The sequence below is a fragment of the Kingella kingae ATCC 23330 genome (genome assembly GCF_900111845.1).
GTDB lineage: Bacteria > Pseudomonadota > Gammaproteobacteria > Burkholderiales > Neisseriaceae > Kingella > Kingella kingae.
Map to the genome: position 1 here is coordinate 19,260 of NZ_FOJK01000059.1, position 20,194 is coordinate 39,453.

Sequence of the window (20,194 nt, forward strand, 5' to 3'; positions counted from 1 at the left end):
ATAAACAAAATGTGCAGGCTGCTTTTCAATACGTTCAACTTACTCCATCCAACGCTTAAAAATCAACGATGTATTCACGCCACCAAAGGCAAAATTGTTGTTCATCACATATTCGGTTTCAATGTGGCGACCGCTGCCACGAATAAAATCCACATCGCCACAACGCTCGTCAATTTGGTCTAGGTTAATCGTGGGTGCAAACCAATTTTGGCGCATCATTTCTATGCTAAACCAGCTCTCCAACGCACCACACGCGCCCAAAGTATGCCCCAAATAACTTTTTTGCGAACTCAATGGCACATGACCAAACACGGCGGCGGTGGCTTGCGTTTCGGCAATATCGCCTTGCTCGGTGGCTGTGCCGTGTCCGTTTACATAGCCAATCGCGCTGGGTGCGATGCCTGCATCCACCAATGCCAACTCCATGCAGCTTTTCATCGTGTCTTTTTCAGGGCGAGTGATGTGGCTGCCGTCTGAACTCGCACCATAGCCCACCACTTCGGCAATGATGTTTGCGCCACGTGCTTGGGCGTGTTCCAAGTTTTCCAAAACCAACATACAACCGCCTTCGCCAATCACCAAGCCGTCTCGGTTGCAGTCATAAGGGCGCGGCGTGTTTTCGGGATTTTGGTTTTGGCGACTGGCGGCGTATAAGCTATCAAACACAATCACTTGCGACGGGCTTAATTCTTCTGCGCCGCCTGCCAACATCATCGGGATTTTGCCGTATTTAATCGCTTCGTAGGCATAACCAATGGCTTGGCTGCTCGATGTACACGCGCTAGAAGTCGGAATCACACGTCCTTTTAAACCCAAAAAGATGCCGACATTGGCAGCGGTGGTGTGCGGCATCATGCGAACATAGGTGTTGGCATTGAAGCGATTGGGTAATTTGGACAACAACAAACCCACGTCCAAAATATCTTGTGGGCTGCCCGATGACGAGCCTGCTGCCACGCCCATTCTGCCGTCTTGAATCATGCTGTTTAGGTTTAAGCGCGATTCGTCCAACAAACCAGCCTGCACCAAGGCTTGTTCGGCAGCATCAACACAATATTGCGATACCAAACCCATGCTGCGTAATTGTTTGCGCGTCCAATGGGCTGGGGCGGTGTAATCGGGAATGGGCGCGGCTAATTTGGCTTCTAATTCAACAAATTCATCGTATTCTGGCATGGCGCGAACTGCGTTTTTTTGTGCGGCAAAAGCAGCCTGCACATTGTGCCAATCGCGTCCAAAGGCGGAAATTGCGCCAATGCCTGTAATCACTACTCGGTTGGTTTTCATTTGATTTTGTTCCTATCTATTGGACTACGACTCAACACAATCCACCATTAACAGCAATCACTTGGCGCGTGATGTAGCCCGCTTTTTCGTCCATTAAAAAGCGCACGGCATGGGCGACTTCTTCTGGCTGACCCATGCGGTTGGCTGGAATCGCTTTCAGAATTTCATCAACTGGCGTGTTGTCGTCCAAAATATCTGTGTCAATTAAGCCTGGGGCAACGCAGTTTACGGTGATTTTTCGCTTGGCAAGTTCCACCGCCAAGGCTTTCATCGCGCCAATTAAACCTGCTTTGGACGCGCTATAATTGACTTGACCGCGATTGCCCATAATGCCCGACACCGAAGCCATGCACACAATGCGTCCAGCAGCACGGCGGCGAATCATCGGCATAATAATCGGGTGCAACACATTGTAAAAGCCGTCCAAATTGGTACGCAAAACGCTGTCCCAATCGTCATCAGAAAGCGCGGGAAAAGCATTGTCGCGGGTTAGCCCTGCATTGAGTACCACACCATAATACGCGCCAAATTGTTCTACATCGGCGGTTAGGATTTCGCGGCAGGCAGCGCGGTTTGCCACGTCAAATTGTAATACACGGCAGTTGCTCCCCATGTTTTGAATGGTTTGGCGGACTTGTTCCGCTTCATCGCGGCGACTGCGGCAATGCAGCACAATGTCAAAGCCATCGGCAGCCAACGCCAAAGCCACTGCCTTGCCAATGCCACGATTTGAACCTGTGATTAAAACGCTTGGATTCATGTTTTTGAGTTGTCCTTTTGATAGGTTAGGGGAAAGACCCCGATAATTTTATCCATGCTCGGCAGTCAGATTGAGTAACACTGCCAAATCCGCATCGCTGCTGGGGCTAAACACATTCATCGCGCCGTGTATCAAAACTTCGTCTGTATGGCAATGACGCAATTCGCAATCAAACACGCCCATGCCCGATTGGTCTTGCCACGATTGTTTGACCACCACCAGCAATTCTGTTCCCACCGCAATCGCAGGCTGCGAGAACATCAGTTTGCGCGTTCCCAACAAAAAGCCCAATCGCACCGCTTCGCCACGCGCTAAATGGTGTGCGCCAGCCCAAGCCGCTACGCCTTGCGCCATGATTTCTGCACCCAAATAACTGGGCAACGCATCTGCGCCCAATGGCAACAAAATATGCTCTGCGCCAATGTGCGCCCATGCTTGTAAGCTGTGTTCATCGCACGAAATGATTTTGTCTAGCAGCATCATGTGTCCGCTGTGTGGCAGCAATTTGGCTGGCGAAATGCGTTCCCAATCAAGCATGACATTCTCCCATAATCAACACAGCGTTGTTACCGCCAAACGCAAACGATGAACTCGCGCCAATGCGTTGTGCGTTTGCGTTTTGCCACGCGCTGTTGGCATCGGTTAGCAAAATGGGGGGCAGGGCGGTGTCGCGTATGCCGTCCCATTGCTGGGCAGGTAGTTTGCCTTGCGGATTGTGTTGGCGCGAAATTACGCCCCACAAAAATGCGGCCTCCAATGCGCCTGCTGCGCCCAAAGTATGCCCTGTTAAAGGTTTGGTTGATGTGGCTGGTGTGGCGCAACCAAAGACGCTGGCAACGGCAAGGCTTTCCATGCTGTCGTTGTGGTGCGTGCCTGTGCCGTGTAGGTTTATCCAGCCGATGTCGGACGCGGACATTTGGGCGTGTTCCAAAGCTGCGCTAAATGCGGCTGCTGCACCCGAGCCGTCTGGGCGTGGCGATGAAATATGATAGGCATCGCTGCTTGCGCCATAGCCCAACAAGGCAATGCTTTCTGCATCATCCAACGGTTCGCGTGTGGCGATGAATACCGCCACTGCTTCGCCAATGTTGATGCCGTTGCGATGTGCCGAAAAGGGATTGGCAAGCGAATCGGACAACACTTCCAACGAAGCAAAACCGTTAATGGTGAGTGGCGATAGCGTATCCACACCGCCGCAAATCACGGCATCGCACACGCCCGATTGCAGCAACCGTGCCGCACTCATCAAAGCACGCGCACCTGATGTACACGCGGTGGATACGCCATAGCTCATGCCTTGTAAACCATAAATTTGTTGCACAAAATCGGCTGGGTCGCAATGCAGTTGGGTCTGTTGCTTGAATGAATACGTTGCAGGCTGCCTTTGTGCCATTTGCTCAAACAGCGGCAAATTTTCGTCTGCACCGCTAACCGAAGTCCCCATGACAACACTAATGCGCTCATTACCAAAGCGTTGTTGAATCAACTGGATTTGCGGTTCAATCTGTGCCAAAGCGTCCCACAACAAACGATTGTTGCGGCTAACGTGTTCGGGCGCGATGTGGCTGGGAAACGGACGCAATTCACGTTGCACCGCGCCAAATGCCAAACGGCGGTTTTGCACCCAATCGCTGCTCCATGATAGCGGCGATGTGGCTGGTGGATTCAATAGCGTGTGCAGATGCTGTTCCAAGCCGCTGCCCATGGCGGACACTAGGGCTGGCTTGCTTAAATAAATCGTCATGAAAAATAAACTTTCGTGTTATTCAGATTCAATCGGCGTGATGCGCCATGTTTGTTGCGGCAACGCAATGAGTGCAGGCTGCTTGATGCCTTGCCGAAACAGCGGAAACAACGCAACAAACAACGCTTGTGCATCATGATTGGGTGGAATAAAGCCGTCTCGCTGCCAGCCTTGTGCCGTTGCCAGCAATCGCGCTTGCGGTGCGCCAAATATATCGGTTTGCACCCAGCGCGTAATGCCATTGGCTTGACCTTGCACCGTGAGCAGGCTGGTTTGAACGACGTTTTCCGCTGCGTCCAATTTGTCTAGCTGAAACAGCAAAACCTGTTGTTCAGCCAGAGTAGGGCGGTCTTGTGGCGCATAGGCAACCGAACAGGCGGTTAGCCAAGTCAGTAAAACAAAATACAAAATGTTTTTCATGTGGATTCCGTTGGTTGAAGTGCAGGCTGCTTTTCGCGTGTTTGCTGATTAAAATAATCCTGCAAATAATCGTTTAACCGCCGTGCTGCAATCGGCAAAGGTTTTTCCGCCAGCCAAGTTTGTAGGTCAATATCGTCGCCCACCACAAAGTGATACACAGGTTTTTGCAGCGGAATGCGATACCACGGCTGCCCTTTTTTGTAGTTGGGCGGCGACATTTTAACGGCAATCGGCGTAATCACTTTAGCACTGCGTAACGCCATAGACACCGCCCCGCGATGAAATTTCACTTCGCCGTCCCAGCCTGTGCGCGTACCTTCGGGAAAAACTAGCAGGCATTGTTGTTGCAAAATGCGGTCTATTTCTTCCACAAAATCCAAGTTTTCTTGGTTGAGTACATAACCACAAGCACGGATTTGGCTGTTCATAGCTGGATTGTGTAGCAAATCGGCTTTAACAATGCAGTTGGCTTGCGGCACACGGCTTAATATAAACACCACGTCCAATAGCGACAGGTGGTTTGCCAAAATCATTTGCCCCTGTCGCCCCAATTTATCAAAACCATGAAAATGCGCTTCTACAATCCCCATTTTGATTAAATATTGCGTGAACACATACCACGATTGCGTTACTCGTTTTCGGGCGAGAAATTGCGTGTGCAGGCTGCTTTGAAAGCGTTTGCCAGGCCCCAAATACAGTTTAAACAACACACCAAACACACCAAAAATCACAAAGCCCAAAGCCGTAGCAAACAGTCTATACCATTGATTTATTGTGTATGTTGCCATTGCCATTCACTCTTTGGATAAAAATGACGAAATGCGTTTTTTTGCAACAAAATATGGCGAACAAAATCCAATGCGCCCCAATAATGTGGCTCGGTTGTGGGCGATGTCGCTGCGTGGCGTGTCAAAGTCCAATCGCTACCACGTTCCAGCACCGCTGCCACCGCATACGCAAAAGGCGCGGTTAGCACAGTTTTGTCGTCCAAATCACAAGGTTCATCGGCAGTCACCACCAACACTTGTTTTGCACCGTCTTGCAACATGGCAGCAGCTTCGGTACACGCCAACTCCCAGCCATCGTATTGCGCCACAATCGCCGTGTTTTCGCTGGTGTCGCCACGCAGCATAGACCATTGCCCCACCAGCGCATTGTGTACCGACAAACCAAACGAAGTCGGCGATACGCTCTGTTCGCGCAACAAAGACACAAACAATTCAATATTGCGATTCACTTCGCCATCGTGCGACACAAACACGGTGGGACAATGTTGCTCACCCACCGCTTGATGCGCCGCCTGAAACATCAATCGCGCCGACAAGCTCAATCGTCGCCGTTGCAGCGCAGGCAAAAAAGCGATATCAGGTTTTTGTTCGGGCAAATCGTGTGGCGAAAGCGTGCCGTGTGCCCAGTCTAGCCAATGTTCGGGCGTGGTTAATCGGGTGGACACGGCATGCCATGTGCGGATATTGAATTGCATGATGAAAAGTCTGCCAATAAAGAAGATGCGGATTATACCGATAAAAACGTGGCGCGTAGATGTGGCAAGCGGTTCGCGCAATCGCCCAAGCCTTGCCATTGCACCGCCAAATCGCTTTGATACGCCACACACGCCACTAAAAATTGCTCGCATTGCCACACGCGCCCAAACCAACCTGTTTGACCCTGTGTGTGTAGTTGCCATTGCTGTTTATGTTGTAACAAGCCTACTTGCGCCAAGTCTGCCCATTGCCCATTGCTGGCTTTGACCAAACTTTCTTTTAGCGTCCACAAGATTAAATGCGCGGCGGTTTGACAAGATTGCTGTTGCAGCCAGCGGCATTCGTCATCGCTCAAAATCCAATCGCGCCATGCCGAAAAATCACGCGATTGAATCGGCTCTATGTCCATACCAAAGTGCAGGCTGCTTTTGCTGGTTAGCCACACGGCACGGTATCGGCAATGACTTAACACACCGTTTGAGCAAGGCGCAACTGCTTTAATCGCGCGGCTGATTTGCCAGCTTGTGCGTTGTTCTAATGCAGGATTTTTTTGAACACGAAGGCGGTCGTTGGGCGACAATTTTTCGGGCGCATAGTGTTGTGCATAATCATTGGCGGCATAATAAAGTGTAAATTCGGTTTGCATTTTGAAAACAATTTCGCTTACAATCTTGTTGTATCTTAACAAAAACTTTTTCAAACCCCAAACTTTTAAGGAGTTTTGCTATGAAATTACATCAAACTTTATCGCTGATTGCCGTGGCAACCTTGGCTTTGAGCGCATGCCAAAGCAATGGCGGCAGCAAAGGTACAGACTCATCGTCTAGCGCATCATCAAAAGGCGTGTGCCAACAAGTGCGTGGCGACACAAGTGGTGGCGGTCGCAATGTGTTGTATCGCTGCAATGGCAATGCGGTATTGAATTCAGCCGAAGCGCAATCGATTTTATCGGGCGGTGCGCGTGTGCAATTTGGCTCGGCAGATTCGGTTATCAAAGCAGGCTTAATCACGCGTCAATCGGCAAACCGTGTCGGCAAGTCAGACGAAGAAACCTGCGAACGCGCTTTCATCAACGCAGCGAAAAAATTCCAAGACACCGCAGCCAAACACGGTGGCAGCCGCGTAGGTAATTTCCACAGCTATTTAGATAGAAAACCATTGAGCGGTGGTCAATATATGTGCGAAGTTGGCACATTCCACGGTCGCGTAGTGATGCGTGGCGATATTGCTCGCTAATCCCATTTATTTAATAGAGCAAGGCGTGTTGATATTAGGTTTACAAATCAACACGCCTTAATTATTTTGACTATGAAATTAGACATTATTATCCCCTGCTACAACGCAGCCAGCACCCTAAATCGCGCCGTAGAAAGCAGCCTGCAACAAGCCGAACTGCACCAACTTTGGCTGGTTGATGACGCGTCCACCGATGACACTTGGGCGCACATTCAAGCGTGGCAAGCGCGTTATCCCAGCCGTATCCAAGCGTGCAGGCTGCCTGATAACGGTGGCGTTGCCCGAGCGCGAAATTGGGGCGCATTGCAAAGCCAAGCCAAAATCATCGCGTTTTTAGATGCCGATGACGCGTATCAAGCCCACGCATTGCAGGCTGCTTTGTATTGCTTTGAACAGTTGGATTATTTGGGGCTAATTCGCCTGCGTTTACAAGCCGTTGGACTAGATTCGCGCTATGCCAATCACCCCAACATTGCCCAAGCATGGCACAGCTTGCAAATGACCGTTGGCGGCAATACCGTGTTTCGCCGCGCCTTTTTTCTGGCTTGTGGCGGTTTTCCGCAAGACGCATTGTTCCGCGAACTGGGCGGCGAAGACGGCACACTGGGCATTGCCACCACACAAAGCAGCGTAGTGGGGACGTTGTTTGCCGATAGTGAACCTGCCGTGTTGCATTATTGTCGCGCAGGAATGCACGCCGAACGCCTGCTTGATGCCTATTTATTTCAGCAGCACGATAGCCGCGTAACGCCCGAAAACTACGCCCAAGCGCAAACCGTTACCAGTCAAATTCATCAGCAATTACAACAACTTCGCCCAATATTGAATCAAGCACAAAATGGCTCGATGCCGCTAACCGTCAGCCGAGCAGAGTAGGGGACTATCATGAATCAATGGATAATCGTGATTTTATGTGCAGGCTGCTTTTGGCTACTCGTTCGCACCCTGCAATCCAAACGCAAAAAAAATCCGTTTGACGGCAAAACCAAATTACCATACCAACGCAAACACATCATGACCGAAACAGAAATGCAGGTTTATGACGTGTTGCTAGAAGCATTGCCAGATTACATGGTGTTTCCGCAAGTGCAAGTGTCGCGCATCATAGACACGCCGCCGAACAAAGACAATTATTACTGGTTCAACTTCATCAGCCGATTGAGCTACGATTTTGTGGTTTGCCGACCCGATGGCACGCCCATTGCCGCGATTGAAATTGATGACCGCACCCACGAAAAACCCGAACGCCAAGAAGCCGATAACCGCAAAAACTTGGCAACCGAAGCGGCAGGTGTCGCGATTATTCGCTGGCAAGTGGGCGCAACGCCAGCCGTAAAACAAATCACGCGCATGATAAACAAACTGGATAAATCCGCTTAAATGTAAAACAGCCTAACCACAACGATGTTGGTTAGGCTGTTTGTTTTAGAGTGGTGTTATTCAACACACATCAGATAACTAATAATTTAACATAATTGTAATTATGCGAAGTAGCACAAATCACTTGCGCCACGAATATGGCTTAAACTTTCGTCTGCAATGAATTCTGCTATACGCAGCCATTCTTACAGCAATCGTCTTTTTCATCGCATTAAAATAAACATCGTGTATTAACTCTTTGTCCAATTCCCTGCACTTAAAATATTCAATAGACGCAATGATTTCCAGCGGTTCAACTTCCAGCGTTGCAGCAATCTCAATAATGAATGCCAACGGCAGGCGCAACCGTCCTTTGCGATATTGCGTGATTCGGCTTTGCTCCAATTGCCAATGCTTTGCTAATAGATAATTGCTATTAAAATTCATCTGTATTTTAAAAAGATTTAACCAACCTTTAACACTTTGCATAAAATCAATAACTTATGTATTTTCAATGCAAAATATTGTATGTTGGCTAGCAAAGTTTGACTAGATGAGCAAATGCTAACGGCGCGGAACGCGCTTCATTTCAACTTTTCCAATCTATCTCTGGTGCTGTACATCAGGCATCAATCTGAAACACTTGTCGCAAATACGCTAAAAACGTGTCGTTGTCGGTAACGGTTTTGCCAGGTGTGTCCGAAATCTTGGCAACCGATTGACCGTTGCACTCCACCAATTTCAACACAATATTGAGCGGTTCGTGTCCCATGTCGTTGGTCAAGTTTGTGCCGATGCCAAAACTGGTGCGAAAACGCCCTTTAAAATATTGGTGCAGATCCCACGCTTTTTGCATATCCAAGCCGTCAGAAAACGTGAGCATTTTAGTGCGGCTGTCAATTTTGAGCTTTTGATAATGGACATACGCCTTGTCGCCCCATGCATACGGGTCGCCGCTGTCGTGGCGCAAACCGTCAAACAGCTTGGCAAAATACAAATCAAAATCGCGCAAAAACGCGTCCATGCCCACGACATCGGTCAAGGCAATGCCCAAATCGCCGCGATATTCGTGTACCCATGCTTCCAAAGCCGCAGTTTGAAAATCGCGCAAACGCACGTCCAACGCTTGAAAAGCTTGTAAAAATTCGTGCGCCATTGTGCCGATGGGTGTTAGGTGTAATTTTTTTGCCAAATACACATTGCTCGTACCGCGAAATACATCGGGAGCAGCCTGCGCCAAAGTTTGTACAACGTGTTCTTGCCATTGCAAAGTATAACGGCGGCGCGTACCGAAATCGGACACCAAAAATGGCGGGTCGGCTGGGTGTTGCTGGCGCGACATAGATTGCAGCAGTTGGGCTTTTTCTTGCAGCCTGCGCTCGCCTTCTGCCAATACTTCGGGCGTTTCCATGCGGCGGAAATACAGCTCATTTACAATCGCCAAGATGTAAATCTCAAAAAACATGGCTTGTATCATCGGGCCTTCAATGCGAATGTGCAGTCTGCCGTCTTCGCCTGCGCGGACGTTTACAAAGCGGCGTTTTAATTGGAACAGCTCCAAGTAGTCTACAAAATCGCTTTTAATAAAACGCAATCCGCGCAAATAATGCAATTCGTCTGCACTAAAACGCAGTTGGCACAATGCGTCTAGTTCTTGCTCCAATTCGTCTTTGATGTCGGCAAGTGGATACACGGTTTGAGCGTTGCGGCAACGAAATTCGTAAACGCTGTGGGTTTCGGGAAATTGGTGCAACACCACTTGCAGCATGGTGAATTTGTACAAATCGGTGTCAAGCAGGGAATGGATAATCGGCATAGTTGTGAAGTGTGTGATGTGGGTAAAGCGTGCATTGTAAACGAAATTAAAGGTGCAGGCTGCTTTGTGCTGCTAATTAACTATATAATACGCAAAATTAGTAAAACAAGGATAACCAACATGAGCTTTAAACGTGTGTGCGGCTTATTGGCACGAGCTGGCGTGTATTGGCGATTGATGCGAGCAGACAAGCCGATTGGAACGCTGTTGCTGCTCTACCCTACTTTGTGGGCGGTATGGATTGCGTCCAACGGTCAGCCCGAATGGCAAACAGTGTTGGCATTTACCGCTGGCACATTTTTGATGCGAAGTGCAGGCTGCATTGCCAACGATTGGGCAGACCAAGATTTTGATAAACACATTGAACGCACGCAAAACCGTCCATTTGTGCAAGGCGAAGTCAATGCGCGACAAGCTCGGCGTGTGATTGTGATTTTGTGTATTTTGGCGGCGTGTTGCCTGATTCCATTTTCGTGGAAAACGTGGCTGCTGGCGTTGCCTGCGCTGGCTTTGGCGTTTACTTATCCGTTTACCAAACGCTTTTTTCCGATTCCGCAACTGTATTTGGGCATAGCGTTTTCGTTTGGCATACCAATGGCGTTTATGGCGATTCAGGACTACATTCCCACGGTGGCGTGGTGGCTGTTTGCCGCGAATTTGTTTTGGACAGTCGCCTACGATACGGCGTATGCCATGGCAGATAAACCAGACGATTTGAAAATTGGCATCAAAACATCGGCAATTACCTTTGGCGACTACGATGCGGAAATGGTGTTAATTTGCCACTTTATTTTTGATTTGCTGATGTTGCAAGTGGGCAAAACGCTGGGCGTAACGTGGGTGTATTGGGTGATTTGGGTGGTGGTGCTGCACCATCAATGGCGACAATACACGCGCTTGTATCATCGTGAGCGCGATGAATGCTTCCAAGTGTTTTTGTCCAACAATCAAGTAGGCGCGTTGTGGCTGGCTGGATTGGCAGCGCATTTTGCGTATTGGTAAACATTTAAAAGCAGCCTGCAATATTCATCAACCAAACAAAAAAAGAATTTATGACCCTACCACTCCTATCCCAAACACTCGCCACACCCATTGGCGATTTATGCGCCCTATTCTCGCCCAAAGGCTTGTGCTTGCTGGAATTTGCCGACCAAGCCAATCTAGCAAAAATGCAGGCTGCTATTGTCAAACAATATGGCAAACACATCGCCCCTGCGCCACAAAATCACGCAGTTTATGCCCAACTGCGTGATGAATTGCGCGATTATTTTGCAAGCAGCCTACACACGTTCAACGTGCCGCTAGACCCAATCGGCACAGCATTTGAGCAACAAGTTTGGCAAGCCTTGTTGCAGATTCCATATGGCAGCACAATTTCATATGCCGAACAAGCGCGGCGCATTGGTAAACCCACAGCGGTGCGTGCGGTGGCAGCGGCAAATGGGCGCAATCGTATTTCTATCGTTATTCCGTGCCATCGCGTGATTGGCAGCAACGGACGTTTAACAGGCTATGCAGGCGGTGTGGAGCGCAAGCAATTTTTGTTGCAGCTAGAAAATAATGCAGGCTGCCTGTTGTAAATGAAAGCAGACATTGTTTACAATCGCTGCCTTATATTCACAAGATTTAACTGGAAGGACATCGTATGTCAAACAATCCAACAGAAAACGCCAGCAACAACAAATTGCTCTGGCAAATTGTCATCGGCTTGGTGGTAGGTAGCATTATCGGGCAAATCGCCCACAGCACAGGCGAATCGGCGTTTATGAGCAACGTAGTCGGCTTTATCGGCATTTTGGGTAGCTTATTTGTTGGTGCGCTCAAAGGCGTTGCACCGTTTTTGGTGTTTATTTTGGTTACTTCCGCCATTGCTCGACACGACGGCAAAAGCAAAACCAATATGCGCCCAATTTTGTTTTTGTATATGCTCGGCACGTTTGGTGCAGCTTTGGTTGCCGTGCTTGCCAGCTTGGCATTCCCCAGCACTTTGACTTTGGTGGACAGCAGCACGGTAGATGTTAAACCGCCACAAGGCATCGCCGAAGTAATGAAAACTTTGTTGATGAACTTGGTTGCCAACCCATTTCACGCGCTGACCAACGCCAACTACATCGGCATTTTGTCGTGGGCGATTGTGCTGGGCTTTGCCTTACGCAACGCTTCGTCCGCCACACATCAACTGTTTGACGATTTATCACATGCCGTGTCTGCCATTGTGCGCTGGATTATCCGCCTTGCACCGTTGGGCGTGTTTGGCTTGGTAACAGTTACAACTGCTACCACAGGCTTCGGTCAAATGATTAAAGAATACGGACAATTATTGCTGGTTTTGGTTGGCTGTATGTTCTTTGTCGCTTTTGTGATGAACCCATTGATTGTGTTCTGGAAAATCAAGAAAAACCCCTATCCATTGGTATTGTTGTGCTTGCGAGAAAGTGGTATTCCAGCATTCTTTACACGCTCGTCTGCCGCCAACATTCCTGTGAACATGAATTTGGCTAAACGCTTGAATTTGCACGAAGACACCTATTCCGTGTCGATTCCATTGGGTGCGACCATTAACATGGCAGGTGCAGCGATTACGATTACCGTGCTGGCACTTGCCGCCGCGCACACACAAGGCATTCAAGTGGACTTTTTGACTGCGTTGTTGTTGAGCTTGGTTGCAACCGTGAGCGCGTGTGGTGCTTCGGGCGTGGCAGGTGGTTCGTTGTTGCTGATTCCATTGGCGTGCAGCTTGTTCAATATCCCAAACGACATCGCCATGCAAGTGGTGGCAGTTGGCTATATTATTGGTGTGATTCAAGATTCTTGCGAAACCGCGCTCAATTCATCAACCGATGTGTTGTTTACAGCAGCCGCAGATATGGCACATGAACACGAACACGAAGTTAAATAAAACAATATAAATATAAAAAGCAGCCTGCACTTTGAATCAAACCAAAAGTGCAGGCTGCTTTTTCATTTATTCATTCATAATCCCTACGCCAATGCGATTGCGTTTCGCATTGCTGCTCCAAAAATCGCGCCAAATAATCATACTGCGCGCGGGCATCGTCCAAACGATTGATGTGCTGACGACACGCCTCGCCGCCGTCCAATCGCGCCAAATACCAACCAATGTGTTTACGCGCAATCCGCGTGCCAGCCAGTTCACCATAAAATTCATGCAACGATTGAACGTGCGCCAAAATAGTGGTGCAGGCTGCTTGCATAGTCAGCGCATTGGGCAACGTGCCATGCTGCAAAAAGTGCGCCACATCGGCAAACAACCACGGCTGACCTTGCGCGGCTCGCCCAATCAAAATACCGTCTGCGCCCGTTTGCTGCAACACCTGTCGCGCTTTTTGTGGGCTATCGATGTCGCCATTTGCCCACACAGGCAGCGAAATCGTTTGTTTGACTTCGGCAATCAAATCGTATTGCGCCTGCCCTTTGTACATTTGCGTGCGCGTGCGTCCGTGAATCGCCAGCGCAACAATGCCAGCCTGCTCCGCCATTTTGGCAATGGTTAGGATATTTTTGTGTTCATCGTCCCAACCCAAGCGCGTTTTGAGCGTAACAGGCACAGAAGCAGCCTGCACCACAGCGTGCAAAATCTGCTCTACCAATTTTTCGTTTTGCAACAAGGCACTACCAGCCAACACATTGCAGACTTTTTTCGCAGGGCAACCCATGTTAATGTCAATGACTTGTGCGCCGTGTTCTGCATTCAATCGCGCCGCATCGGCAAGTTGCGTGGGGTCGCTGCCTGCAATTTGCACCACAATCACGCCTTGTTCGCCATCGTGATTGCGTCTATTGCGCGATTTTTGCGTGTTTTGCAAAGTCGGGTCGCTGCTCAACATTTCGCTCACCGTCCAATTTGCGCCAAATTGTCGCGCCAGTTGCCGCGTGGGGCGGTCGGTAATGCCAGCCATAGGCGACAGAATAATCTTGTTGGCTTGTTGAATGGTAGGCAAAGTTTGCGCAGTTGGATTCATGCTGGTCATGCAGATAAAAAGCCGACATTGTAAAACAGATTACCCCTACACGCGCAAAATCAAGTAAAATACTGCACATTTAAACCCTATTGATTTGAACCGAAAGCCATCATGTCTCAACACACTTTATTAATTGAATTATTAACCGAAGAACTCCCCCCAAAAGCCCTAAACAATCTTGGCAACCACTTCGCCCAATCCATCGTAGAAGGCTTGGGAAAAGCGCAACTGATTGACGGCGAAACCCAATTCACGCCATATGCTTCACCGCGCCGTTTGGCGGTGCAAGTGGCGAATGTCAAAGCCGTGCAAGCCGACCAACACGTTGTCAAAAAAGGTCCTGCCGTGAGCGCGAATGAAAAAGCGATTGCAGGTTTTGCGCGTTCGTGTGGCGTGGAAGTCGGCAGCCTGAAAGTGATAAATGACGGCAAACAAGATATTTACGCGCACGAATTTACCCAAACAGGTCAAACACTTGCCGATTTATTGGGCGAAATCGTCAATGCTGCCGTGAAAAAATTGCCAATCCCAAAAGTGATGCGTTGGGGTAGCAGCACGCATACGTTTGTGCGCCCTGTGCATGGTTTGGTGGCGATGCACGGCGCGGACGTGTTGCCTGTGAACGTGTTGGGCTTGGCCAGCCGCAATTTTACGTTGGGACATCGTTTCTTGTCGCAAGGCGAAATCGTATTCGCGCAAGCCGATGATTATGCAAAACAATTAGCCGAACAAGGAAAGGTCATCGCCAATTTCGCAGAACGCAAAAACGCGATTCAGGCAGCTTTAAACGAACAAGCAGGCAGCCTGAAAGCGACTGTGGCGGCTGATGAAAGTTTGTTGGACGAAGTAACGGCGTTGGTGGAATATCCTGTTGTTTTGCAGGCTGGTTTTGAAGCGCATTTCTTGGCTGTGCCGCAAGAATGCCTGATTTTAACCATGCAGCAAAATCAAAAATATTTCCCATTGTTGGACGCGCAAGGCAAGTTGATGAACCGCTTTTTGTTGGTGTCCAACTTGCAGGCTGCCGACCCGAGCCACATTATTCACGGCAATGAGCGCGTGTTGCGCGCGCGTTTGTCGGACGCGGAATTTTTCTACAAGCAAGACCAAAAAGCGACTTTGGAAAGCCGTTTGCCGAAATTGGCGAGCGTGGTTTATCACAATAAAATTGGTTCGCAAGCCGAGCGCGTTGAGCGTTTGCAAACGATTGCGGCGCACATCGCCAGCGCATTAGGCGCAGACAAAGCGGCGGCAGAACGTGCAGCGCGTTTGGCAAAAGCGGATTTGGTTACGGAAATGGTGGGCGAATTTCCTGAATTGCAAGGCACGATGGGTAAATATTACGCGCAGTTGGACGGTGAGCAGCCTGAAATTGCGTTGGCGATTGAGCAGCACTATCAGCCGCGTTTTGCTGGCGACGCGCTGCCTGAAAATGCGATTGGCACGGCGGTGGCATTGGCGGATAAATTGGAAACTTTGGTGGGCATTTGGGGCATTGGCTTGATTCCGACTGGCGACAAAGATCCGTATGCGTTGCGCCGTGCGGCGTTGGGCGTGTTGCGTATGTTGATGAATTATCCTTTGTCTATCAATGATTTGCTGAATACGGTTGCTGACCAATTCCCTGCGAATGTGTTGGCGGACAAAGCGAAAACAGTTGCGGAAATCGCTGATTTTATGCAAGCGCGTTTGGCGGTGTTGTTGCAAAATGATTATTCGCAAGACGTGGTGGCGGCAGTATTGGCGCAACGCCCTGACCGCTTGAATGATTTGGCGGCGAAATTGCAAGCCGTTGAGCAATTTAAACAATTACCTGAGTCGGCAGCGTTGGCAGCAGCGAATAAGCGCGTGCAAAATCTGCTGAAAAAAGCGGACGCGCAATTAGGCGATGTGAACGCGAGCTTGTTCGCGCAAGACGAAGAAAAAGCCTTGTTTGCGGCGGCGCAAGATTTACAGCCCAAAGTGGCGGACGCGGCAAAACGTGGCGATTTTCAGGCTGCCTTAACCGAATTGGCGGCGATTAAACCGCAGGTTGATGCGTTTTTTGATGGCGTGATGGTGATGGCGGAAGACGCGGCTGTAAAACAAAACCGTTTGAATTTGTTGAATTTATTGGCAAGTTTGATGAATGCAGTGGCGGATATTGCGTTGTTGTCTGAATAAATATAAAAATTGCAGGCTGCTTCGTGAAAAGCAGCCTGCAATTTGATAGAATAATAAAACTAAATTTATCAATATTTTGGAAGTTAATCAATGTTCCAATTAAGCGAAATTCCAACAGAAATAGCGGTTTTTATTGCAACACATAAATCATTTCAGCGACCAGAAGGTCATGTATTCGTGCCATTGCAATTAGGTAATCAGCCAGAAAATCTAGGCTATTTACGCGAAAATCAATTAGATAATATAGCCGATAAAAACCCCTATTTTTGTGAATTAACCGCACTATATTTCTTATGGAAAAATGTCCATACTCCTGTGATAGGCTTGGTGCATTACCGTAGATATTTTGCAAAAAAGCGAAACATAGTTCAAAGAAGAATCAATCAACTCGCTTATTTATTAGGACTCGTTCCGAAGCAACAAACCTCTCGCCATACCATACTCACTTCCGATGAGATTCAGCAACTATGGCAAAACTCTCAAGCAGATTTAATCGTCCCAGCTGGTGTTGATTTAGACACTTCGCTTTATGATAATTATAATCAAAATCATCATATTCAAGATTGGCATATCGTCAAACAAATCGTAGAAGAAAAAGCACCACAATATTCCCTCACTATTGCAAAAGTTGAACAAAATTGCATTCTTTACCCTTATAATATGTTTATCGGTAAAAAAGAAATAATCAATGATTATTGCGAATGGCTATTTGATATTTTGTTTGAAGCAGAAAAGAAAATTGACTGTTCCCAATACGATAGCTATAACCAAAGAGTTTTCGGCTTTTTAGCAGAACGATTATTTACCGCATGGATTGTACACAATCAAAATAAATACAAAATAAAACATGTGCCTGTTCAGCGGGTACAAACATAACTAGGAATAAAAACATGAATTTTTTATGTGTCGGAGCAGGTTTTTCCTGCGCTGTTATCGCAAGAGAATTGGCTCAAGCAGGGCATAAAGTAACCATCATTGACCAACGCGCCCACACCGCAGGCAACTGCCACACCGAACGCGATGCCGAAACAGGTGTAATGGTTCATATCTACGGACCACACATTTTCCACACCGATAACGAAACTGTATGGAATTATTTGCAGCAATTTGGCGAATTTATGCCTTATACCAACCGCGTTAAAGCAGTAAGCGGAGGTCAGGTATATTCATTACCAGTTAATCTACACACGATTAACCAATTCTACGGCAAAACATTCTCGCCAAAAGAAGCCAAAGCATGGATTACCGAGCAATCTGACCAAACCATTGCCGAACCGCAAACTTTTGAAGAACAAGCCATGAAATTTGTTGGCAAAGACCTGTATCAAGCCTTCTTCAAAGGTTATACCGCCAAACAATGGGGCGTATCGCCAACCAAATTGCCTGCTAGCATTTTGAAACGCTTGCCAGTGCGTTTTAATTATGATGACAACTATTTTGCTCACAAATTCCAAGGTATGCCCAAAAATGGCTATACCGAAATCGTGGACAATATTTTGAATCACGAAAACATTACCGTAAAATTGAACACGCCATACAGCGAAGATATGCAATCTGAATACGACCATGTTTTCTGGTCTGCACCATTGGATTTGTGGTTCAAACACCAATTCGGAAAATTAGGTTATCGCACATTGGATTTTGAAACATTCCGCGATGAAGGCGATTTCCAAGGTAATGCTGTAATTAACTATTGCGATGAAACTGTGCCGTTCACACGCATTACCGAACACAAACACTTCTCGCCTTGGGAACAGCACGAAAAAACCTTGTGCTACAAAGAATACAGCCGAACTTGCGAAGATGGCGATATTCCTTACTACCCAATCCGATTAGCAGAAGACCAAGCCTTGTTATCGCAATATGAAACTGTTGCCAACCAAGCAAAAGGCGTAAGCTTTGTAGGACGTTTAGGTACTTATCGCTACTTGGATATGGACGTAACCATTGCGGAAGCACTTAAAACAGCGCAAGGCGTGTTGGCAGATATTGCCAATAAGCAGGAAATTAAACCGTTTTATTTTTCTTAATTTTTCAGCATTTCAGGCAGCCTGCAAAAGGCTGTCTGAAATATTTATCATTTCAAAATATTAAACAATCATGAATATTATCCAAAATCTCGTTTTCCCAAATCTAGACATTCAAGCCCCCGATGATTTATACGTTCGTTATTGGGGTGGTACGCAAGCATTCCGAAATGAAAGAGAAATCCGTTTCCTACAAAAAGGAGCTGGTTGCGTTTTTGATACCTTTTTCAACTCGTTTACCATTCAAACTTGGAAAAACCAAACCAATATCCGCCAAATTAAATTGCGTTTATTCGGTCATGGCGAGTTTTTAATCAAAATCCGCCGCCACAAGTTGCACGAAGACATGAAACATTTAAATGAATTAACCATTCAATTAAATGAATCAGGCACGGACATTGATTTCGCAGATTTGAACGACCACACAGAAGGCATGCTGTTTTTTGAATTGATTTCATTAACAGATAATGCTTATGTAAACCGTGGTTTTTATCACACTGATTTAGAACCGCAGAATCCTGTAAAATTAGGCATTGTGATTACGCACTTCAACCGTAAACATTACGTTTTACCTGCGATTGACCGCGTATCTAATGATTTGCTGCAAGACCCTTATTACAAAGATAAAATTAGTCTGATTGTTGTAGATAACTCACAAAACATCACACAAGAAGAAGCCAAACACGCGATTGTTATTCCAAATCAAAACTTGGGTGGCTCTGGTGGTTTTACTCGTGGTTTGATGTATTTGGAAGATGAAAAAAGCTATACGCACTGCTTATTTATGGACGATGATGCGTCTTGTGAAATTGAAAGCATTCGTCGTGCTTATGCGCTGTTGCAGTATGCAACAACAGAGAAATTTGCAGTTTCTGGGGCGCAATTACGTGAAGCTGCACCATCCATTTTGCATGAAAAATCAGCGCAATTTACTCAATTCGGCATTCCTTTGCATCACGGTAAAAATATGCAAAGCGTTTATGATTTATTAACATCAGAATTAGATTGTGATACAGCAAATTATGCTGCATGGTGGTTCTGTGCTTTTAAACTCACAGATGTAGAAAAGTATGCATTCCCATTTTTTGTACGCGGTGATGATATTTGTTTTAGTTTATCAAATAAATTTAATATTTGCTCTATGAACGGCATAGGTGTTTGGGCTGAAGATTTCTTTATTAAAGAAGGTTTGTGGACACGTTATCTAACGTTTAGAGCTGACGCAGTTTTAAACTCCGTATTTAATACAAAAAATTACAATAAATCCATACTTAAAAAATGGTTCTCTCATTTATATTGGGGATGTGTATATTCATATAATTATTCATCAGCTGCTGCATTTAAATTAGCATTAGAAGATTTTTTAGCAGGAACACAGACTTTTGTTCATGATATGACAGCCAGTCATGCTCGTGCAAAACTAGCACAGCTACCACAAGATGAAAAAATGCAACCTATCAATCGCATAGATTACCCTAAATTAAGATACCCAACTCCTGTTAAAAAGAGAAAACACGAATTACGTCGTATTATTCGTCAATTAACATTAAATTATTTGTTGCTACCTGAACGTTTTATGAAAAAAGGGATTATTTTTCAACCTAAACATTTCGGTGCAAATTTGACTGATATTTATCGTTATAGACAAGTTTATTACGAACACGAAGCAACACGCACAGGCTATGTCGCAACGTTTGATAGGCAACGTTTAATTCAGGCTTATAAAGATTATTTTGCTGCATTACGTTTGATTGATGAAAAATTTGATACAGCAAAAGCAGATTATTTAAGTAAAAAAGATGAATTAACTTCTCGTGCTTTCTGGGAAAAAATTTATAACACTGAAAAATAATTTTTCACAAAAGGCTACTTGTTTGCAGGTAGCCTTTCATAGCAATTAAATTTCAATTTCTGG

General features: G+C 46.9%; 21 protein-coding genes. 10 read left to right on the forward strand and 11 right to left on the reverse strand.

What is annotated here, in order from left to right:
• Positions 1 to 39: 39 nt before the first annotated feature.
• The 8 genes from BQ5809_RS09145 to BQ5809_RS09180 are packed head-to-tail and all read right to left on the reverse strand — an operon-like array spanning position 40 to position 6,341.
• Positions 40 to 1,287 carry a beta-ketoacyl-ACP synthase gene (locus BQ5809_RS09145; RefSeq protein WP_003786905.1) on the reverse strand — a complete coding sequence of 416 codons (1,248 nt, stop codon included), beginning with the start codon at positions 1,285 to 1,287 and terminating at the stop codon, positions 40 to 42.
• Between the two features lie 31 nt (positions 1,288 to 1,318).
• Positions 1,319 to 2,047, reverse strand: a complete 729-nt coding sequence (gene fabG, locus BQ5809_RS09150) for a 3-oxoacyl-ACP reductase FabG (RefSeq protein ID WP_003786904.1) — start codon at positions 2,045 to 2,047, stop codon at positions 1,319 to 1,321.
• Between the two features lie 48 nt (positions 2,048 to 2,095).
• Entirely contained in the window at positions 2,096 to 2,584 is a 489-nt protein-coding gene (locus tag BQ5809_RS09155) for a hotdog family protein (protein ID WP_003786902.1), read from the reverse strand.
• Positions 2,577 to 3,791, reverse strand: a complete 1,215-nt coding sequence (locus tag BQ5809_RS09160; protein ID WP_003786900.1) for a beta-ketoacyl-ACP synthase — start codon at positions 3,789 to 3,791, stop codon at positions 2,577 to 2,579. The genes BQ5809_RS09155 and BQ5809_RS09160 overlap by 8 nt, the downstream gene beginning before the upstream one ends.
• Positions 3,792 to 3,809: 18 nt before the next feature.
• Positions 3,810 to 4,211: a hypothetical protein gene (locus tag BQ5809_RS09165; protein ID WP_003786897.1), complete on the reverse strand. Its 402-nt coding sequence runs from the start codon at positions 4,209 to 4,211 to the stop codon at positions 3,810 to 3,812.
• On the reverse strand, positions 4,208 to 4,999 hold the full coding sequence (locus tag BQ5809_RS09170; protein ID WP_032827717.1) for a lysophospholipid acyltransferase family protein: 792 nt from the start codon (positions 4,997 to 4,999) through the stop codon (positions 4,208 to 4,210). Before BQ5809_RS09170 ends, BQ5809_RS09165 begins: the two co-directional genes overlap by 4 nt.
• The gene (locus BQ5809_RS09175; RefSeq protein WP_003786894.1) at positions 4,981 to 5,694 is read right to left on the reverse strand and encodes a beta-ketoacyl synthase chain length factor; all 714 of its coding nucleotides are present in this window, start codon (positions 5,692 to 5,694) and stop codon (positions 4,981 to 4,983) included. The genes BQ5809_RS09170 and BQ5809_RS09175 overlap by 19 nt, the downstream gene beginning before the upstream one ends.
• Before the next feature lie 32 nt (positions 5,695 to 5,726).
• Positions 5,727 to 6,341 (reverse strand): 4'-phosphopantetheinyl transferase superfamily protein, encoded by a 615-nt coding sequence (locus tag BQ5809_RS09180; RefSeq protein ID WP_230478910.1) that lies wholly within the window; start codon positions 6,339 to 6,341, stop codon positions 5,727 to 5,729.
• Positions 6,342 to 6,421: 80 nt separating this feature from the next.
• Between BQ5809_RS09180 and BQ5809_RS09185 the strand changes: the two genes are divergently transcribed.
• From BQ5809_RS09185 to BQ5809_RS09195, 3 genes are all read left to right on the forward strand, one after another.
• Positions 6,422 to 6,931, forward strand: a complete 510-nt coding sequence (locus BQ5809_RS09185; protein WP_003786890.1) for a hypothetical protein — start codon at positions 6,422 to 6,424, stop codon at positions 6,929 to 6,931.
• 72 nt (positions 6,932 to 7,003) lie between these two features.
• Positions 7,004 to 7,807: a glycosyltransferase family 2 protein gene (locus tag BQ5809_RS09190; RefSeq protein WP_003786888.1), complete on the forward strand. Its 804-nt coding sequence runs from the start codon at positions 7,004 to 7,006 to the stop codon at positions 7,805 to 7,807.
• A gap of 9 nt (positions 7,808 to 7,816) precedes the next feature.
• Positions 7,817 to 8,311 carry a DUF2726 domain-containing protein gene (locus BQ5809_RS09195; RefSeq protein ID WP_003786886.1) on the forward strand — a complete coding sequence of 165 codons (495 nt, stop codon included), beginning with the start codon at positions 7,817 to 7,819 and terminating at the stop codon, positions 8,309 to 8,311.
• A 120-nt stretch (positions 8,312 to 8,431) separates the two neighbouring features.
• On the opposite strand, the gene BQ5809_RS09200 is transcribed toward BQ5809_RS09195, so the two are convergent.
• A complete protein-coding gene (locus tag BQ5809_RS09200; protein ID WP_003786885.1) occupies positions 8,432 to 8,779 on the reverse strand; it encodes a hypothetical protein in 348 nt (115 codons plus the stop codon).
• Between the two features lie 133 nt (positions 8,780 to 8,912).
• Positions 8,913 to 10,106 (reverse strand): nicotinate phosphoribosyltransferase, encoded by a 1,194-nt coding sequence (gene pncB / locus BQ5809_RS09205; protein WP_003786883.1) that lies wholly within the window; start codon positions 10,104 to 10,106, stop codon positions 8,913 to 8,915.
• Between the two features lie 120 nt (positions 10,107 to 10,226).
• On the opposite strand from pncB, the gene ubiA reads away from it, so the two are divergent.
• The 3 genes from ubiA to sstT all read left to right on the forward strand — a co-directional run bounded on the left by ubiA (position 10,227) and on the right by sstT (position 13,005).
• Positions 10,227 to 11,108: a 4-hydroxybenzoate octaprenyltransferase gene (gene ubiA, locus BQ5809_RS09210; RefSeq protein ID WP_032827716.1), complete on the forward strand. Its 882-nt coding sequence runs from the start codon at positions 10,227 to 10,229 to the stop codon at positions 11,106 to 11,108.
• 50 nt (positions 11,109 to 11,158) lie between these two features.
• Positions 11,159 to 11,686 carry a methylated-DNA--[protein]-cysteine S-methyltransferase gene (locus BQ5809_RS11465; protein ID WP_003786880.1) on the forward strand — a complete coding sequence of 176 codons (528 nt, stop codon included), beginning with the start codon at positions 11,159 to 11,161 and terminating at the stop codon, positions 11,684 to 11,686.
• A 65-nt stretch (positions 11,687 to 11,751) separates the two neighbouring features.
• Complete coding sequence (sstT, locus tag BQ5809_RS09220) at positions 11,752 to 13,005, forward strand: serine/threonine transporter SstT (RefSeq protein WP_003786878.1); 1,254 nt, start codon at positions 11,752 to 11,754, stop codon at positions 13,003 to 13,005.
• A gap of 70 nt (positions 13,006 to 13,075) precedes the next feature.
• Here the strand turns inward: sstT and dusB are convergent, their stop codons facing one another.
• A complete protein-coding gene (dusB, locus tag BQ5809_RS09225; protein WP_003786877.1) occupies positions 13,076 to 14,098 on the reverse strand; it encodes a tRNA dihydrouridine synthase DusB in 1,023 nt (340 codons plus the stop codon).
• Positions 14,099 to 14,200: 102 nt separating this feature from the next.
• Between dusB and glyS the strand changes: the two genes are divergently transcribed.
• The 4 genes from glyS to BQ5809_RS09245 all read left to right on the forward strand — a co-directional run bounded on the left by glyS (position 14,201) and on the right by BQ5809_RS09245 (position 20,131).
• Positions 14,201 to 16,252, forward strand: a complete 2,052-nt coding sequence (gene glyS, locus BQ5809_RS09230; protein ID WP_003786874.1) for a glycine--tRNA ligase subunit beta — start codon at positions 14,201 to 14,203, stop codon at positions 16,250 to 16,252.
• A 90-nt stretch (positions 16,253 to 16,342) separates the two neighbouring features.
• Complete coding sequence (locus BQ5809_RS09235; protein ID WP_003786872.1) at positions 16,343 to 17,128, forward strand: DUF4422 domain-containing protein; 786 nt, start codon at positions 16,343 to 16,345, stop codon at positions 17,126 to 17,128.
• A 14-nt stretch (positions 17,129 to 17,142) separates the two neighbouring features.
• On the forward strand, positions 17,143 to 18,282 hold the full coding sequence (gene glf, locus BQ5809_RS09240; RefSeq protein ID WP_003786870.1) for a UDP-galactopyranose mutase: 1,140 nt from the start codon (positions 17,143 to 17,145) through the stop codon (positions 18,280 to 18,282).
• A 70-nt stretch (positions 18,283 to 18,352) separates the two neighbouring features.
• Entirely contained in the window at positions 18,353 to 20,131 is a 1,779-nt protein-coding gene (locus tag BQ5809_RS09245; protein WP_003786867.1) for a glycosyltransferase, read from the forward strand.
• Positions 20,132 to 20,194: the final 63 nt, after the last annotated feature.

Coding starts and splice junctions, on each gene's coding strand:
- BQ5809_RS09145 (WP_003786905.1), bottom strand. CDS start 1,287: ATGAAAACCAACCGAGTAGTGATTACAGGCATTGGCGCAATTTCCGCC.
- fabG (WP_003786904.1), bottom strand. CDS start 2,047: ATGAATCCAAGCGTTTTAATCACAGGTTCAAATCGTGGCATTGGCAAG.
- BQ5809_RS09155 (WP_003786902.1), bottom strand. CDS start 2,584: ATGCTTGATTGGGAACGCATTTCGCCAGCCAAATTGCTGCCACACAGC.
- BQ5809_RS09160 (WP_003786900.1), bottom strand. CDS start 3,791: ATGACGATTTATTTAAGCAAGCCAGCCCTAGTGTCCGCCATGGGCAGC.
- BQ5809_RS09165 (WP_003786897.1), bottom strand. CDS start 4,211: ATGAAAAACATTTTGTATTTTGTTTTACTGACTTGGCTAACCGCCTGT.
- BQ5809_RS09170 (WP_032827717.1), bottom strand. CDS start 4,999: ATGGCAACATACACAATAAATCAATGGTATAGACTGTTTGCTACGGCT.
- BQ5809_RS09175 (WP_003786894.1), bottom strand. CDS start 5,694: ATGCAATTCAATATCCGCACATGGCATGCCGTGTCCACCCGATTAACC.
- BQ5809_RS09180 (WP_230478910.1), bottom strand. CDS start 6,341: ATGCAAACCGAATTTACACTTTATTATGCCGCCAATGATTATGCACAA.
- BQ5809_RS09185 (WP_003786890.1), top strand. CDS start 6,422: ATGAAATTACATCAAACTTTATCGCTGATTGCCGTGGCAACCTTGGCT.
- BQ5809_RS09190 (WP_003786888.1), top strand. CDS start 7,004: ATGAAATTAGACATTATTATCCCCTGCTACAACGCAGCCAGCACCCTA.
- BQ5809_RS09195 (WP_003786886.1), top strand. CDS start 7,817: ATGAATCAATGGATAATCGTGATTTTATGTGCAGGCTGCTTTTGGCTA.
- BQ5809_RS09200 (WP_003786885.1), bottom strand. CDS start 8,779: ATGCAAAGTGTTAAAGGTTGGTTAAATCTTTTTAAAATACAGATGAAT.
- pncB (WP_003786883.1), bottom strand. CDS start 10,106: ATGCCGATTATCCATTCCCTGCTTGACACCGATTTGTACAAATTCACC.
- ubiA (WP_032827716.1), top strand. CDS start 10,227: ATGAGCTTTAAACGTGTGTGCGGCTTATTGGCACGAGCTGGCGTGTAT.
- BQ5809_RS11465 (WP_003786880.1), top strand. CDS start 11,159: ATGACCCTACCACTCCTATCCCAAACACTCGCCACACCCATTGGCGAT.
- sstT (WP_003786878.1), top strand. CDS start 11,752: ATGTCAAACAATCCAACAGAAAACGCCAGCAACAACAAATTGCTCTGG.
- dusB (WP_003786877.1), bottom strand. CDS start 14,098: ATGACCAGCATGAATCCAACTGCGCAAACTTTGCCTACCATTCAACAA.
- glyS (WP_003786874.1), top strand. CDS start 14,201: ATGTCTCAACACACTTTATTAATTGAATTATTAACCGAAGAACTCCCC.
- BQ5809_RS09235 (WP_003786872.1), top strand. CDS start 16,343: ATGTTCCAATTAAGCGAAATTCCAACAGAAATAGCGGTTTTTATTGCA.
- glf (WP_003786870.1), top strand. CDS start 17,143: ATGAATTTTTTATGTGTCGGAGCAGGTTTTTCCTGCGCTGTTATCGCA.
- BQ5809_RS09245 (WP_003786867.1), top strand. CDS start 18,353: ATGAATATTATCCAAAATCTCGTTTTCCCAAATCTAGACATTCAAGCC.